This window comes from Pseudomonas sp. ARP3, from assembly GCF_001029595.1.
Taxonomy (GTDB): Bacteria; Pseudomonadota; Gammaproteobacteria; order Pseudomonadales; family Pseudomonadaceae; genus Aquipseudomonas; species Aquipseudomonas rhodesiae.
Window position 1 is genome coordinate 110215 of the sequence record NZ_LEKF01000004.1, and the last position, 15521, is coordinate 125735.

Below are 15521 nucleotides of genomic sequence, written 5' to 3' on the forward strand. Positions count from 1 at the left end.
ATGCGTTTGATCATCGTCAGTGGCCGCTCCGGCTCTGGTAAAAGTACTGCCCTGAATGTTCTGGAGGACAGTGGCTTTTATTGCATCGACAACCTGCCCGCCGGGTTGCTGCCGGAACTGGCCGAACGCGCGCTGATCCACACTGAGCTAGCGCAGCCGCTGGTTGCCGTGTCGATCGATGCCCGCAACTTGCCCAGCCACCTTTCCCGGTTCCCTGAGCTGTTGGAGGAAGTGCGCGCCAAGCATATTCACTGCGATGTGCTGTACCTGGATGCCGACGAGGAGACCCTGCTCAAGCGCTTCTCCGAAACCCGGCGGCGCCACCCGCTCAGCAGCCCCCATCGCTCCCTTGCCGAAGCGATTGAGGACGAGACCAAGCTGCTGGGGCCGATCATCGATCTGGCCGACCTGAAGATCAATACCACCAGCCTCAACCTGTATCAACTGCGCGATGCTATCAAGCTGCGGCTGCTGAACCAGCCGGAGCCTGGCACGGCCTTTCTCGTGGAGTCCTTTGGGTTCAAGCGCGGCATGCCGGTAGACGCCGATCTGGTGTTCGATGTGCGCTGCCTGCCTAACCCTTACTGGAAGCCGGAATTGCGTGACCAGTCCGGGCTGGATCAGCCGGTCGCCGATTACCTGGCGGCGCAACCGGATGTGGAGGAGATGTTCCAGGACATCTCCACTTACCTGCTCAAGTGGCTGCCACGTTTTGCCGCAAGCAACCGAGCCTATGTGACCATTGCCATCGGCTGCACCGGCGGCCATCACCGCTCGGTTTACCTGACGGAGCGCCTGGGTCAGGTGCTGCAACAAACCCTCAAGAACGTCCAGGTTCGCCACCGCGACCTCAGCTGAAAGGAACACTCACGCGATGCCCGCTCGTGAAATTGAAATCATCAACAAGCTGGGCCTCCACGCCCGGGCCTCGGCAAAATTTGTCGGCGTTGCTGGAAAATACCCCTGCAAAATCCGCGCAGGACGCACGCCGGAGTCGATGGTTGATGGCAAAAGCATCATGGCGATGATGATGTTGGCGGCCGGCAAGGGCACTACGATTCACCTGGAGACCGAAGGCGATCAAGAAAAAGAGGCAATGGACGCCTTGGTAGAGTTGATCAACAACTTCTTCGACGAAGGGGAATAACCTCCCGGCGCTTTATCCCAACGCGGTATCCATCGCCATCATCACGCAAAACCCGATACATAGGCCCAGGCTGGCTAGCTTTTCGTGGCCATTGCGCCGCGACTCCGGGATCACTTCGTGAGTGACCACCAGCAGCATCGCCCCAGCGGCCAGCGCCAGCCCAAGGGGCAGCAGCATTTCCGCCAGGCTTACCAGCCAGGCGCAGAGCACGGCAAATACGGGTTCGACCAACCCCGACGCGGCGCCGATCATGAAGGCCTTGACCCGCGACATGCCCGCACCCGCCAGCACCAACGCAATCACCAAGCCTTCGGGTACATCCTGCAAAGCAATGCCCATGGCCAGGCTATCGGCATCCGGCATACTGCCCCCCGCCGATACGCCCACCGCCATGCCTTCCGGAATGTTGTGGGCAATGATCGCAAACACAAACAGCCAGATGCGTGGCGCAATCACCGGGTGCTCCGGCGTACCCACCAGCATTTCCGGGCTGGCGCCTGAGACCTTGCGGTCAACCAAATAAAGCCCGAACGCCCCCAGCATGATGCCGAAGCTGACCAGGCCACTGGCCCCCCAGGGCGAAAGCCCAAGGCTTTCAGCTGCCGCGATGCCCGGCACCACCAGCGAAAACGCGGTGGCAGCCAGCATCACACCCGCCCCGAAGCCTAGCAACGTATCGTTCAAGGCAGCCGGCATGCGTTTTATCACCAATACCGGCACCGCGCCCAGTGCAGTGCCCAGGGCGCAAATCGAACCACCCTGCAGCGCCCGCAGGATGCGCGGTTCCAAGTCGAGCCAAGCCAGACCATGGGCCACCAGCAATGCAGTACCTGCCAACAGCAGCAGCGAGCCAAATGCATAACGAAACAATCGCACGCTGCCGATCGCCAGAGTTTCAGTGCCCATAGTCGGCCTTAGTGCTTGTCATGGAGAGACGCATCAAGCCATGGCAGCCTGATAGCGGGCGGCGACTTCTGGCCAGTTGATAACACTGTAGAAGGCATTGATGTATTCCGGGCGGCGGTTCTGATAGCGCAGGTAATACGCGTGCTCCCAGACATCCAGGCCAAGGATCGGCGTATTGCCATTCATCAACGGGCTGTCCTGATTGCCGCTGCTTTCCACCACCAGTGTCTTCTGCGGGGTGACGCTCAACCAGGCCCAGCCACTGCCGAAGCGGGTCAACGCCGCTTTGGTAAACGCCTCTTTGAAGCTCTCGAAACCGCCCAGCTGCTGGTCAATTGCCTGACCCAGCACGCCCTCCGGTTTGCCGCCGCCCTGGGGCGACATCACTTCCCAGAACAAAGAATGGTTGGCGTGCCCGCCTCCTTGGTTGATCACAGCCGCACGCAGTTTTTCCGGCAGTTGTTGTACGCTGGCGACCAGTTTTTCTACCGGCCATTCAGCGAACTCAGTGCTTTGCACCGCTGCGTTGAGGTTATTGATGTATGTCTGATGGTGCTTGGTGTAGTGAATTTCCATGGTTTGCGCATCAATGTGCGGCTCCAGGGCATCGTAGGCATAAGGCAAAGCAGGCAAGGTGTAAGCCATATCAGTGTGCTCCGTAGTGAGGCGTGGTCGGTTGGGCTGCGGCACCTCCGAGCAAGCGATGGGTACGCGGGTACTCGCCGTGCTCGCTGATGAAATTCAACAGTTCAACGTAGGTTTTGCTGCTCTGGCGCGCTGCGGCCTCACGCAGTTGCGGGGTGAGGCGTGGGTCCTGCATGGTCTGCAGCAAGCGTTGGTGAATGGCGCACAAGTACTCCGCGCTTTCTTCCGGCTGGTTGAGGCGCAGGTGCAGGTCCGCAAGGTTGTGATGGGAAACCACGCAGGCCGCCACGGCCTCGTCGGCATCCGCCCAGCGTTCGAACAGCACCTGGGCCAGGGCAAGGGCCTGCAGATACGCCTCGCGCGCGTCCACCCATTCGCCCTGCATGAAGCATCGATTAGCCCGTTCGATCGTGCGTTTCCAGTGCTCCATGGTGAGCCTCCAAAGCAGGGCGGGTGATTACACGCCGCCGGCGGTGAGTTTTTCCGGGTCTAACAGCGTTTCCAATTGGCTGCGCGGCAAATCGGTGTGTTCAAGCGCCACATCGAGCACCGGACGCCCCTGCTGATAGGCCTTCTTGGCGATTTCAGCGGCTTTCTGGTAACCGATGATCGGGTTGAGCGCTGTCACCAGAATCGGATTGCGCGATAACGCCTCGTTGAGCTTGGCTTCGTTGACCTTGAAGCTGGCGATGGCTTTATCGGCCAGCAGGCGGCTGGAGTTGGCTAGCAGCTCCAGGCTGCTGAGCAAGTTCTGGGCGATGACCGGCAGCATCACGTTTAGCTCAAAATTGCCGGACTGACCGGCGACGGTGATTACCGTGTCATTGCCGATCACCTGCGCTGCGACCATGGCGGTTGCTTCCGGAATCACCGGATTGACCTTGCCCGGCATGATCGACGAGCCCGGTTGCAGCCCCTCCAACTCGATCTCACCCAGACCTGCCAGCGGACCGGAGTTCATCCAGCGTAGGTCATTGGCGATTTTCATCAGCGACACCGCAGTGGCTTTCAACTGGCCTGAAACGGCGACGGCGGTGTCCTGGGAGCCAATCAATGCAAATAGGTCCTTGCCCGGCGTGAACTTAACGCCGGTCAGGCTGCTGAGTTGCTGGCTGAAGCGCGCCGCGAATTGCGGATGTGCGTTGATGCCAGTGCCCACCGCAGTCCCGCCTTGGGCCAAGGCTTGCAGGCTGGGCAGCAAATCCTGCAAGTGGCCGATATTGGCCTTGAGTTGCTGCGCCCAACCGTTGAGTACCTGGCTCATGCGCACGGGCATGGCGTCCATCAGGTGCGTACGGCCGGTCTTGATAAAGGGGTGAACCTCTTCAGCCTTGTGTTCGATCACCTGCACCAGATGCAGCAGAGCCGGCAGCGCTTGCTCATGCAGGACCAGTGCGGCACTCACATGGATAGTGGTGGGAATGATGTCGTTGCTGCTCTGGCCGCAGTTCACATGGTCATTGGGGTTGACCGCCTCACCCAGCAAACGGCTGGCCAAGGTTGCAATCACTTCATTGGCATTCATATTGGAGCTGGTGCCGGAGCCGGTCTGGAAGATATCCACCGGGAAATGGCGCATGTAATCGCCTTCCAGCAAGCCCTGGGCGGCATCGACGATGGCCTTGCCCTGCCCTTCGCTGATTTGCTTGAGCTCCACGTTCACCTTGGCAGCCGCCGCTTTGGCCAGGATCAGCGCGCGAATGAACTGCGCGGGCATTGGCTGATGGCTGATCGGGAAATTGTTCACCGCGCGTTGGGTCTGGGCGCCATACAGGGCATCGGCGGGAACATGCAGTTCGCCCATGCTGTCGCGTTCGATACGGGTGTTACTCATCGGAAGATCCTTGCACCAGGTCAGAAACAGAAAGGGACGGCAGCAACTGGCACGTTGCCAACTGCCAGGCAAAGGCCTGCCAGCGCTTGAGGCGACAGGCGCAATGAGAGAGTTTTTCCAGGTCGCGCAACGGGCGCCAGGCTTGATCCAGACACAGTGATCGCCAGTGCCAGGGCAAGGCGATATCACTGGCGGTGTCGATCAACAGGCGAAACGAGGTTTCAGCGATGGTCCACGGGTGCGTTGCGGTGCAGCACGCCAGGTATCGACCCTCGCTGAGGTAATGTTCGATCAGCCGCGGTTCGTTGGGGTCCAGACCGCAGCGGATCTGACGGCTCATCCAGCGCCAACTTTCCAGGTAAGGATCCTCGTGCAGGACAGAATTCATGATCCACACTCGCTCGGTAATGATATTTATTATTAAATGATATTGAGAATCAAAACAAGCATAGGCGTTAAGTCGACTTTTCAGCCGCCCACAAAAAAGGCGCGCCATCTCTAAGATGGCGCGCCTTTTTTGTGAGCGGTCAGTCGGAAGGATCAGCTGCCGGCGACCGTCATCCGCTCAATCAATACCGAACCGGTGTGGATGTTGCTGCGCCGCTCTACGTCATTTCCCACCGCAATGATTTGCTTGAACATGTCACGCATATTGCCAGCAATGGTGACTTCCTGGACGGCAAACTGAATCTCGCCGTTCTCCACCCAGAACCCCGCCGCGCCGCGCGAATAGTCACCGGTGACCATGTTCAGGCCATGGCCCATCAACTCGGTGACCAGCAGGCCACGGCCCATACGCCGCAACAGCGCTGCCTGATCTTCATCGCCGTGGGTCACGAACAGGTTATGCACGCCCCCCGCATTCGCGGTGCTGGGCAACCCGAGCTTGCGACCGGAATAAGTACCCAGCACATAGGACACCAACTCGCCTTTCTCGACGAACGGCTTGGCATAGGTCGCCAAGCCATCACCGTCGAACGAGGTGCTGCCCATGGCACGCATCAAGTGCGGGCGTTCATCGATGGTCAGCCATTCTGGAAACAGCGTTTGGCCGATTGCCCCTTCCAGGAACGAGGATTTGCGATACAGATTGCCGCCGGAAATCGCCCCGAGGAAACTGCCGAACAAACCGCCGGCCAGTTCCGCAGAAAACAGGACCGGCACTTCGCAGGTCGGCACCGGACGCGCGCCCAGGCGGCTCGCGGCACGCTGCGCGGCCTTCTGGCCGATGCTGACAGGGTCAGCCAGGAGTTCGCCCTGACGGTTCACGTCATACCAGTAATCCCGCTGCATCTGGCCATTGGCCTCGGCGATCATCACGCAGCTCAAACTATGGCGAGTGGACGCGTAACCGCCGATAAAACCGTGGCTGTTGCCGTATACACGGCAGCCTTGGTGGGTATTGAGCGTGGTGCCATCGGCGTTCTTGATCCGAGAATCGGCGTCAAATGCTGCGGCCTCACAGACCAGCGCCTGCTCGATGGCCTGTTCCGGGGTGATGTCCCAGGCATGGAAAAGATCAAAGTCCTTTACATCCTTGGCCATCAGGGCTTTATCGGCCAGACCCGAACTTTCATCCTCGGAAGTGTGCTTGGCGATCGCCAATGCAGCGGCAACCGTCTCGCGGATCGCCTCCGCGCCACTGGCCGAGGTACTCGCCGAACCTTTGCGCTGCCCCACATACAAGGTGATGCCAAACCCCTGGTCGCGATTGAACTCAACAGTTTCCACTTCACGCTGACGCACCGACGTCGACAGCCCCTGCTCCAGCGACACCGCGACTTCACAGGCACTGGCCCCCTGGCGCTTGGCCTCGGCAAGAATCTGCTCGACTTGTTCCTGCAGTGCCGGTAACGCTTGCGGACCGACGCTTTGGGCTGCACTCATGGTTTTCTCCACTCAAATTCTGCTTTCGGTTAAGGCCATCGAGCGACCGGGCCGGACAAGCGGCCCCCGACTGGTTATCATGGCGGCGTTTCTTTGCGGACTGCCACCATGGTTGATTCTTACGACGACTCCCTCGATGGGGAGAAAAGCAAATCCCAGGTCAAACGTGAGCTGCATGCTCTGGTTGACCTCGGCGAGCGCCTTACAACGCTCAAAAAAGACTTGATTGCCAAACTGCCACTGACCGACGAAATGCGCCGGGCGCTTGCGGATGCGCCCAAGCACACCTCGAATATCGCGCGCAAACGGCATATCTCGTTTATCGGCAAGCTGATGCGCGATCAGGACATTGACGCCATTCTCACCTTGCTCGATCAAACCGATGCCTCCACTCGCCAGTACAACGAACGCTTCCATAACCTGGAGCGTTGGCGTGACCGCCTGATCTCGGGCGATGACGCGGTGCTGGAGAAATTCGTGCTGGACTACCCGGACGCGGACCGCCAACAACTGCGCTCCCTGATCCGTCAGGCCCAGCACGAGCTGGCGCATAACAAGGCGCCGGCCACCAGCCGTAAAATCTTCAAGTACATCCGTGAGCTGGACGAGACTCAACGCGGCCTGCGCTGATCCTCTTCCCCGGGTGGCGGCCTTCGCCACCCGTAGCTCCCGTGCTTACGAGCCCGTGCCCCCCACGGTGATCGCATCAATCTTCAGCGTTGGCTGGCCGACACCCACCGGCACCGACTGCCCATCTTTACCGCAAGTACCCACGCCGCTGTCCAGGGACAGATCGTTACCCACCATGGACACCTTGCTCATGGCTTCCGGCCCGTTGCCGATCAACGTGGCGCCTTTGACCGGCGCGGTGATTTTGCCGTCCTCGATCAAATACGCCTCGCTGGTGGAAAACACGAACTTACCGCTGGTGATATCCACCTGGCCGCCGCCGAGGTTGGCACAGTAGATGCCGCGTTTGACCGAGGCGATGATTTCCGCCGGGTCGCTTTCGCCAGCGAGCATGTAGGTGTTGGTCATGCGCGGCATCGGCAGGTGCGCATAGGATTCGCGCCGACCGTTACCGGTGCGTGCCACACCCATCAGACGCGCGTTGAGCTTGTCCTGCATATAGCCCTTGAGCACGCCGTTTTCGATCAAGGTGGTGCACTCGGTAGGGGTGCCTTCGTCGTCCACGCTCAGCGAACCACGGCGACCGGCGAGGGTACCGTCGTCGACGATGGTGCACAGTGAGGACGCCACGCGCTCGCCCATGCGCCCGCTGTAGGCCGAGCTGCCCTTGCGGTTGAAGTCACCTTCCAGGCCGTGGCCCACTGCTTCGTGAAGCAACACCCCGGACCAACCCGACCCCAGCACTACGGGCAACGTGCCCGCTGGCGCCGGAATGGCTTCCAGATTCACCAATGCCTGACGCAGTGCTTCACGGGCATAGCCCATGGCACGATCCTCACTGAGGAAATAACGGTAATCGGTTCGCCCGCCACCGCCATGGCCGCCGCGCTCGCGACGGCCGTTCTGCTCGACGATCACGCTGACGTTGAAGCGCACCAGCGGCCGCACATCCGCCGCCAGGCTGCCATCGGTGGATGCCACCAAGATGCGCTCCCACACACCGGCCATGCTGACGCTGACCTGCTGGATACGCGGGTCGAGGGCGCGAGTGGCGGCGTCGACACGCTTGAGCAGCTCGACCTTCTCGGCACGGCTGATCACTTCCAAAGGATTATCCGGTGCGTATAGCTGGGCCACGTCCTGGCTGCTGAACGCCTGCACCGTGCCATGCTGGCCGGCGCGGGAAATCGAGCGCGCCGCGCGAGCCGCCAGCCCCAGGGCTTCCAGAGTAATGGCGTTGCTGTAGGCAAAGCCGGTTTTTTCACCGGACTGCGCACGCACGCCCACGCCTTGGTCAAGGTTGAAACTGCCTTCCTTGACGATGCCGTCTTCCAGGGACCAGGACTCGGAAATCTGCCCCTGGAAATACAGGTCGGCCGCGTCGATGCCCGACCCGGCCAGATCACCCAGCACCGTTTGCAAGTTTTCGATGGTCACGCCACCGGGTGCCAGGAGGTGTTCACTGACTGAGGACAACAACTCGCTCATAGATTTGGCCTTAAATTCATCGTTCCGAAGCAGGCCGCTGTGCGCCCTGCGAGAAAAAGCGCCGGTGGTTGACCACCGGCATGCGCGCCCGAATCGACGCTTGTTCACTGCTGTCGCGAGCAGCTAACAGCACCGCTTCGCCTTGATCCTGTTGTGCCAGCACCCGTCCCCACGGGTCGACAATCGCCGCGTGGCCGTAGGTTTCCCGTGGCCCCGGATGCACACCGCCCTGAGCCGCCGCGAGCAGGTAGCATTGGGTCTCGATGGCCCGTGCCCTAATCAGCACATCCCAATGCGCAGCGCCGGTCACTGCGGTAAACGCCGACGGCGCGGTAATCAGTTCGGCCCCCGCTGCACGCAATTCGCTGTACAGCTCCGGGAAGCGCAGGTCATAACACACCGACAAGCCCAAGCGCCCCACCGGCGTGTCCGCCACCACCACGTTGCTTCCAAAAGCATAGTCGTCGGACTCGCGATAGCGACCTCGCGCATCGGCAACGTCCACATCGAACAGATGCAGCTTGTCGTAACGGGCAACGATTTCGCCATGGTCATCGATCAATAGCGAGCAGGCGTTGGACTTGGCCTGCGGTTGGCCCTCTGGCGGCAACGGCAACGTACCAGCCACTATCCATAAGGTGAGGTCGCGGGCGGCTTGTTTCAACCATGGCAGGATCGGGCCCTCGCCCAGTGCCTCGGCGCGACCGATGTCCGCCACATCGCGACGGCCCATGGCAGCGAAGTTTTCCGGCAACACCGCCAGTTTCGCCCCGCCCGCCGCCGCTTGCTCAAGCAGGCGCCGAGCCTGCGCCAGGTTGGCCAGCACGTCGCTCTGGCTGACCATTTGAATTACCGCAAAGGACATGGGGCCTACTCCGCAATGGACATGCACCAGGAAAAAAGAGCCCCCATGCTACCGCGCAGGCACTCAGTTTGGTTTTTCGAATGGCTTGTCAAAGGTGATTTTGGGGTCCTTCCAGGGCCCTTCCACCTTGTATTGCACGCTGGCGAAACGTGACACACGGTCGCCGATCAGCTTGTCGATCAGGAACAGGGCACCGCCAACCGCTGGCGCACCGACAATCAATGCGGCAATCGGAAGGTTATTGGTGACCGGTAACGTCACCAGCAGCTTCGCATCGACGCGATCGGCTACCAGGTCCAGCGTGCCATTGAGTTCCAGGTTACTCGACGGCCCAGTCAGGGTGATCGGCTCACGGGTGACGAATACTCCATTGCTGGCCGCCAGCAGGCCTTTGACGCGGTCATAGCTCAATCCCTTGCCGAGCAGGTCGGAGAAGTCCAGACGCAGTCGACGGCCGATGGAGTTGAAGTTGAGCAGGCCAAACACCCGCAGGGCCTGAGCTCCGCCTTCCACTTCGACGAACTGGCCTTTGCGGAATGCAGCGTCCAGGCTGCCGGAGAAGCGTTTCGGCCCCACCCAGGCCGGCGAGCCCGGCCAGCGACCGTCTACATCCAGATGGAAGTCCTCGCTGGTCACGGTTGGTGCAAAGCCCCAGCCCTTGAGCACGTCGGCAATGTTTTTGCCGTCCAGGCGACCTTTGTACCAACTGCTGCTATCGCCCGGCGCCCCTTCCCAACCACCTGCCCCTTTGAGCTGCATGCCCTTGAGGCCCAGATCCAGATTGTTGAAGGCCAAGCCTTTGGCGGTAGGCCGGATCTTCAGCGACCAGGCCCCTATCAGGTCAGGCCCCTGGAACAACTGATCGATGCTGATATCCAGCGCCGGAATATCCTTGGGATCGACGCTCGCCAACGGGTCCGGCGCATTTTCATCCGCCTGGACGGTCGGATCCACGGCCGGCAGTTTTACGTACTGCAGGTCGACCACAATCGGCGCGCCCTTGGCGTCCGGCAGGCTCACGCGGCCCTTGGCCTGCTGGCTGTCGAGCTGCATGGCCCAGGCTGCGGGCTTGCGGTCCAATTGCAAACTGACCTGATCGAACTGGGTGCCCAGGCCGGTAAGCTTGCCGATTTTGAAATCGGCACTGCTCAGCAGTTGCTTGGCGCTGCCGCCAGGATCGTTGCCGGCGTACTGATTAACCAGTTTTTTCCAAGGGTCGATATCCAGCTCCGAGAGCACGCCACGAACCCGTAACCCCTTGCCACCCGGCAGCACCGCGTCACCGTCACCGAGGAACAGCTCACCGCGGCCCTCATTGAATTTGTCCGGCGGCGCAGCGAAGGTGAAATTCGCCAGCTCGCCGTAGTCGAACCAGTAACGCCGCTCGGCGCCCTGCAAGGTCATGCGGAATGTGCTGTCACGCCCCTGACTGGCCGGCATGCCGAACGGTGCCGGCAAATCCACCGCCACCCCTTTGAGGTTGGAACTGACCATCAGTTGGCTGTCGGCTCCGTCCAGATTGAGTTGCAACTGGTAGGGGATATCGCCGGACACGGGCAACGGCTGAGTGATTTTCAACCAGTCGGTCAGCCGCTTGACCGTGACCTGGCCCTTAGCAACCACGCGGGTGCTGATATTGCCCGGTTTGCCATCGGCGAAGATCTGCGCCGTGACCGGCCGCTCAAACGCCTGGGCGGAGATGTTCTGGCCACTGAGCCCCTTGGCGCTGTCGAAACGGAAATCGCCCTTCAGCTGCGTCAGGTCCAGGGTTGGCTCGGCCAACTGCAGGCGGGCCTTATCGGTCTGGAAATCCACCACGATCTTGGGCTCGGTGCCTTTGGCCAGGGGGATGTCCAGGTCGAGCTTACCTTGCAGATCGCCCTCGCCCTTCCAGCCGGCGAATGTCGACGCCGTGCCGATCGGGGCCTCTTGCAGGATTTTCAAACCGTCGCCCAGGCCGCCGGCGAAATTGCCGGTGAGCAGCAGATGGCTGTCTTTGCCCGCCGGAGCGTGGGGAATGTTGACGTAGATGTCCTTGACCTGAGTGTCGAGCAACTGGCCCTTGCTGGCCAGAATGCGCACGCCGCTCTCCTCGACGAACACCTCACCATCGACCTTGCTCACATGAGGCCAGCCCGGCTGGAAGGCCAGCTCGGCGTCATGCACTTTGAAAAACAGGCTGATATTGCGCGCCGCTCGCACCGCATCGTGGTTCAGCGAGCCTTGGTACTGGAAGAAGCCTTCGTCCACCGCCCCCTTGAGAATCGCCGTGCGCAGCCATTCATCTAGGGCCGGGCTCAACACCGCCGGCAGGTATTTGGGGGTAAAGCGTCCATCACCGTCCACCAGGCCGACGCGCAGGTCCATGTAGTCTTCCTGGCTGTGGTCGAAATGCAGGCGGATCAGGAAGTCGGCGGCGATCTTGCCTTCCTCCCCCAGCACCTTGATGTAAGGCGCAATCAGGGTGAAGCCTTGCTTGTCCAAGGTCCACGTGAGGCGCGCATTGGCCTGAATGTATTGCCAGGGCTTGGCGAAAATCGGGTCCAGGTGCAGGGAAAAATCCTTGCTGTCCATGCGTAGCTCGCCATGGCCCAGGTTCCCGCTGATGCTGCCGGATACATTGCGCGCGGCCGGCGCGCCGAAATAGGCATCGAAACCCACGCGTTCGAGGTTGGCGGCGAAACTGACTTTTTCATCGGTGCTGTCCTGGGGGCGGAAGTCCACCAGCACATTACGCAGCAAGCCCGTCGCCTTGAGATGCTCGACGGTTTTGGCGAAACCCTCCGGCAGCGGCGCCAGCGCGTTGAGCAACGGGGTAATGGGGGTCAGGTCCAGCCGATCGGCCTGTAGTTTCCAGACTTCCTGGTCCTTATCGGTGGCCAAGGTCTGCTGCAATTGCAGGCGCGATTCCCAGCGGGTTTCCCCCAGGCTCATCGCCAGCGAATCGAACAGTACTTTGAGGCCTGTCTCGCTACGTTGCAGATACGCGGTAAGGGCAAGGTTTTCGATATGTACGGGCTTGCGCTCGGCGTAGCTGCCTTTGACCTGAGGCGAATTGAGGCGCGCCACGGCGCTTTGCACGGTGCCGTTGCCCCAGTTCAGCCAGAACTCGCCACCGGCCTTCAATTGCGTGAGTTTCCACTGCTGCGTCAGTCGAGCCGGAATCCACTTGGCCCAGTCGCTCTGAGGCAGGCTCAGGTAAGCCTGGATCTCGGCATCCCTCCATTGGCTGGCGCGGATGCGGCTGCGCAGGCTCATGGCCAGCGGCTGGCCGTCGGGCAGGGTCAGGCGCGCGTCGAGACGCTGGCGGGTCATGCCGGTGTGTAGGCTCAGTCCCACGTAAGTCAGGGTCAGCGGCGGCTGATCGAACGGCTGCAAGGTTACCTGGCTGTCGAGCAGCGACACACGCTTGACCATCTGCATGCGGGTAAGCAGTTGCTGCGGGTCGAGGGGCTGATCGTCCTGTAACGGCAAGCCCTGCAAGGCCCAGCGGCCGTCCTTGTCTTCCTTGGCACTCAGTTGCAGCCCGCTGAGCTGCAGGTGGGCGATGCGCACTTCACGGGCGGTCAGGCTGGCCCAGATATCCGGCACCACTTCAACCTGATCCAGGCGCAAGGCACTGCTGCCCTCGCCCACCATCACGTCATGGGCGAGCAGCACGGGCGCGAAGCCGCTCCAGCGGCCTTCAAGGCTGCCGATGTGCATGGGCATGCCTAGCGCGGCCTCCGCCTTGGCCTGGACCTCGGCACGATACTCGGCCACCAGCGGGGTCAATTCACGTCCAAGGCTTACGTACACCGCCGCCAACACCAGCAGCAAGGCGCACAAGCCCAGGCCCCAACGGGTCAAGGCGGCAAAAAAGCGTGTCAGACGCTCCATGTCAGGCGACCCTCAAGGCAGTAGTCGGGCGGCAGGTCAGTGCCGCCGGTCTCATTAAAAAGAAGCGATTGCGGAATCAGAGCAGCACCACGTCGTATTGTTCCTGGGAATACATGGTTTCGACCTGAAAGCGAATCGTGCGACCGATAAACCCCTCAAGTTCGGCGACGTTACCGGACTCTTCATCCAGCAAACGGTCGACCACTTTTTGATTGGCAAGCACTCTATAACCTTCGGCCTGGTAAGCCCGCGCCTCTCGTAAGATTTCCCGGAAAATCTCATAGCAAACCGTTTCCGGGGTTTTCAGCTTTCCACGTCCTTGGCAACTGCTGCACGGTTCGCACAGCACTTGTTCCAGGCTCTCACGGGTGCGCTTGCGGGTCATCTGCACCAAACCCAGCTCGGTGATGCCGATGATATTGGTCTTGGCGTGATCGCGTTCCAGCTGTTTTTCGAGGGTGCGCAACACCTGGCGTTGATGCTCTTCATCTTCCATGTCGATGAAGTCGATGATGATGATGCCGCCCAGGTTGCGCAGGCGCAGTTGGCGGGCGATAGCCGTGGCCGCTTCGAGGTTGGTCTTGAAAATGGTTTCTTCAAGGTTGCGATGGCCGACGAACGCACCGGTGTTGACGTCGATGGTAGTCATGGCCTCCGCCGGGTCCACCACCAGATAGCCGCCGGACTTGAGCGGCACCTTGCGCTCCAAGGCTTTCTGGATTTCGTCCTCGACGCCATACAGGTCGAAAATCGGCCGTTCACCGGGGTAGTGTTCCAGACGGTCAGCGATTTCCGGCATCAGCTCTGCAACGAATTGCGTGGTGCGCTGGAAGGTTTCCCGCGAGTCGATGCGAATCTTCTCAATTTTTGGGCTGACCAAATCGCGCAGAGTACGCAGGGCCAGGCCCAAGTCTTCATAGATCACGCTGGGCGCGCCGATAGTCTTGATCTGTGCGCCGATCTGGTCCCACAACCGCCGCAGATAACGGATGTCCATGAGGATCTCGTCAGCGCCGGCCCCTTCGGCGGCGGTGCGCAGGATAAAACCACCTGCTTCCTTGATGCCCTCGGCGGCCACGCAGTCGCTGACCACTTTTTTCAGGCGCTCGCGCTCGGCTTCGTCTTCGATCTTCAGGGATATGCCGACATGCGCGGTACGCGGCATATATACCAGGTAGCGCGACGGAATCGACAGTTGCGTGGTCAGGCGTGCGCCTTTGGAGCCGATGGGGTCCTTGGTGACTTGCACCACCAGGCTCTGCCCTTCGTGCACCAGGGCACTGATGCTTTCGACCGCCGGGCCCTCGCGCAGCGAGATCTCCGAGGCATGGATGAACGCGGCACGGTCCAGGCCGATGTCGACAAATGCCGCCTGCATCCCCGGCAATACCCGCACGACTTTGCCTTTGTAGATATTGCCTACGATCCCGCGTTTCTGAGTACGCTCGATGTGCACTTCTTGCAGAACACCGTTCTCTACCACCGCCACGCGCGATTCCATCGGCGTGATATTGATCAGAATCTCTTCACTCATGGCTGGGTCTCGTTCAGGCGTTTTCACAATAGTGACCGATCGCTTAAGGCTGGGCGCTGGAGTCAGGCGTTCAGCGCACGGTAAGGTTTTGCCAACAGGGTATGCCGAATTGGGCGAGCAGTTGTGCGGTTTCGCACACCGGCAGGCCAACCACGGCGGAATAACTGCCGTTGAGCCCGGTAACGAAAATCGAGCCAAGCCCTTGAATAGCATAGCCGCCCGCCTTGTCCTGCGGCTCGCCACTGCGCCAATAGGCGGTCGCCTCCTCCACGCTAATTGCGCGAAAACGTACCAGGCTGCTGACACATTGCGTTTCACAACGCTGGCCGTCAGTCAGAGCAATCGCGGTCAGAACCTCATGTTCACGCCCTGCCAAGGCCATCAACATGGCCAAAGCGTCGGCCTGATCCACGGGTTTGCCGAGGATCAGGCCATCCACGATCACAGCGGTATCGGCGCCCAACACACAGGCCGCCGAGGCTTGCCCAAGCGCGGCGAAACCGGCCATGGCCTTGCCGCGCGCGAGACGTTCGACGTAGGCAACAGCGGATTCATTGGCAAGAGGAGTTTCATCGATAGCGGCACTGACGACGGTGAAAGGCACACCGATCTGAGTCAGCAGTTCACGCCGCCGGGGAGAACCGGAGGCTAGATAAAGGGTATTCATTGCAGACTCTCCCTGTAGGGTTCGATAACCAGGCAGAGC

General features: G+C 60.7%; 14 protein-coding genes. 3 read left to right on the plus strand and 11 right to left on the minus strand.

The genetic code is table 11. The features are described from left to right. Complete coding sequence (gene rapZ, locus ABX75_RS06615) at positions 1–858, plus strand: RNase adapter RapZ (RefSeq protein WP_034095910.1); 858 nt, start codon at positions 1–3, stop codon at positions 856–858. A gap of 16 nt (positions 859–874) precedes the next feature. After that, a complete protein-coding gene (locus ABX75_RS06620; RefSeq protein WP_034095909.1) occupies positions 875–1147 on the plus strand; it encodes an HPr family phosphocarrier protein in 273 nt (90 codons plus the stop codon). 12 nt (positions 1148–1159) lie between these two features. On the opposite strand, the gene ABX75_RS06625 is transcribed toward ABX75_RS06620, so the two are convergent. From ABX75_RS06625 to pmbA, 6 genes are all read right to left on the minus strand, one after another. Beyond that, positions 1160–2053 carry a ZIP family metal transporter gene (locus ABX75_RS06625; RefSeq protein WP_047881649.1) on the minus strand — a complete coding sequence of 298 codons (894 nt, stop codon included), beginning with the start codon at positions 2051–2053 and terminating at the stop codon, positions 1160–1162. A 33-nt stretch (positions 2054–2086) separates the two neighbouring features. Then, positions 2087–2698 (minus strand): superoxide dismutase, encoded by a 612-nt coding sequence (locus tag ABX75_RS06630; protein ID WP_034095907.1) that lies wholly within the window; start codon positions 2696–2698, stop codon positions 2087–2089. Between the two features lies 1 nt (position 2699). Then, positions 2700–3128: a hypothetical protein gene (locus ABX75_RS06635; protein ID WP_040267251.1), complete on the minus strand. Its 429-nt coding sequence runs from the start codon at positions 3126–3128 to the stop codon at positions 2700–2702. 27 nt (positions 3129–3155) lie between these two features. Continuing rightward, positions 3156–4532, minus strand: coding sequence for an aspartate ammonia-lyase (locus ABX75_RS06640; protein ID WP_047881650.1), 1377 nt, complete (start codon positions 4530–4532; stop codon positions 3156–3158). Next, complete coding sequence (locus ABX75_RS06645; protein WP_034095904.1) at positions 4525–4920, minus strand: hypothetical protein; 396 nt, start codon at positions 4918–4920, stop codon at positions 4525–4527. The genes ABX75_RS06640 and ABX75_RS06645 overlap by 8 nt, the downstream gene beginning before the upstream one ends. A gap of 152 nt (positions 4921–5072) precedes the next feature. Further along, positions 5073–6419 (minus strand): metalloprotease PmbA, encoded by a 1347-nt coding sequence (gene pmbA, locus ABX75_RS06650; protein ID WP_034095903.1) that lies wholly within the window; start codon positions 6417–6419, stop codon positions 5073–5075. A 108-nt stretch (positions 6420–6527) separates the two neighbouring features. Here pmbA and yjgA point away from each other — a divergent pair, with 108 nt between their 5' ends. Beyond that, positions 6528–7049, plus strand: coding sequence for a ribosome biogenesis factor YjgA (gene yjgA / locus ABX75_RS06655; protein WP_034111774.1), 522 nt, complete (start codon positions 6528–6530; stop codon positions 7047–7049). 45 nt (positions 7050–7094) lie between these two features. On the opposite strand, the gene tldD is transcribed toward yjgA, so the two are convergent. The 5 genes from tldD to ABX75_RS06680 all read right to left on the minus strand — a co-directional run bounded on the left by tldD (position 7095) and on the right by ABX75_RS06680 (position 15482). Beyond that, positions 7095–8537, minus strand: a complete 1443-nt coding sequence (gene tldD, locus ABX75_RS06660) for a metalloprotease TldD (protein ID WP_047881651.1) — start codon at positions 8535–8537, stop codon at positions 7095–7097. 16 nt (positions 8538–8553) lie between these two features. Then, positions 8554–9402 carry a carbon-nitrogen hydrolase family protein gene (locus ABX75_RS06665; protein ID WP_034095900.1) on the minus strand — a complete coding sequence of 283 codons (849 nt, stop codon included), beginning with the start codon at positions 9400–9402 and terminating at the stop codon, positions 8554–8556. Positions 9403–9465: 63 nt separating this feature from the next. Further along, positions 9466–13281: a YhdP family protein gene (locus tag ABX75_RS06670; protein WP_047881652.1), complete on the minus strand. Its 3816-nt coding sequence runs from the start codon at positions 13279–13281 to the stop codon at positions 9466–9468. Between the two features lie 76 nt (positions 13282–13357). Further along, positions 13358–14815: a ribonuclease G gene (gene rng, locus ABX75_RS06675; protein ID WP_047881653.1), complete on the minus strand. Its 1458-nt coding sequence runs from the start codon at positions 14813–14815 to the stop codon at positions 13358–13360. 70 nt (positions 14816–14885) lie between these two features. Next, the gene (locus ABX75_RS06680) at positions 14886–15482 is read right to left on the minus strand and encodes a nucleoside triphosphate pyrophosphatase (RefSeq protein WP_034111768.1); all 597 of its coding nucleotides are present in this window, start codon (positions 15480–15482) and stop codon (positions 14886–14888) included. Positions 15483–15521: the final 39 nt, after the last annotated feature.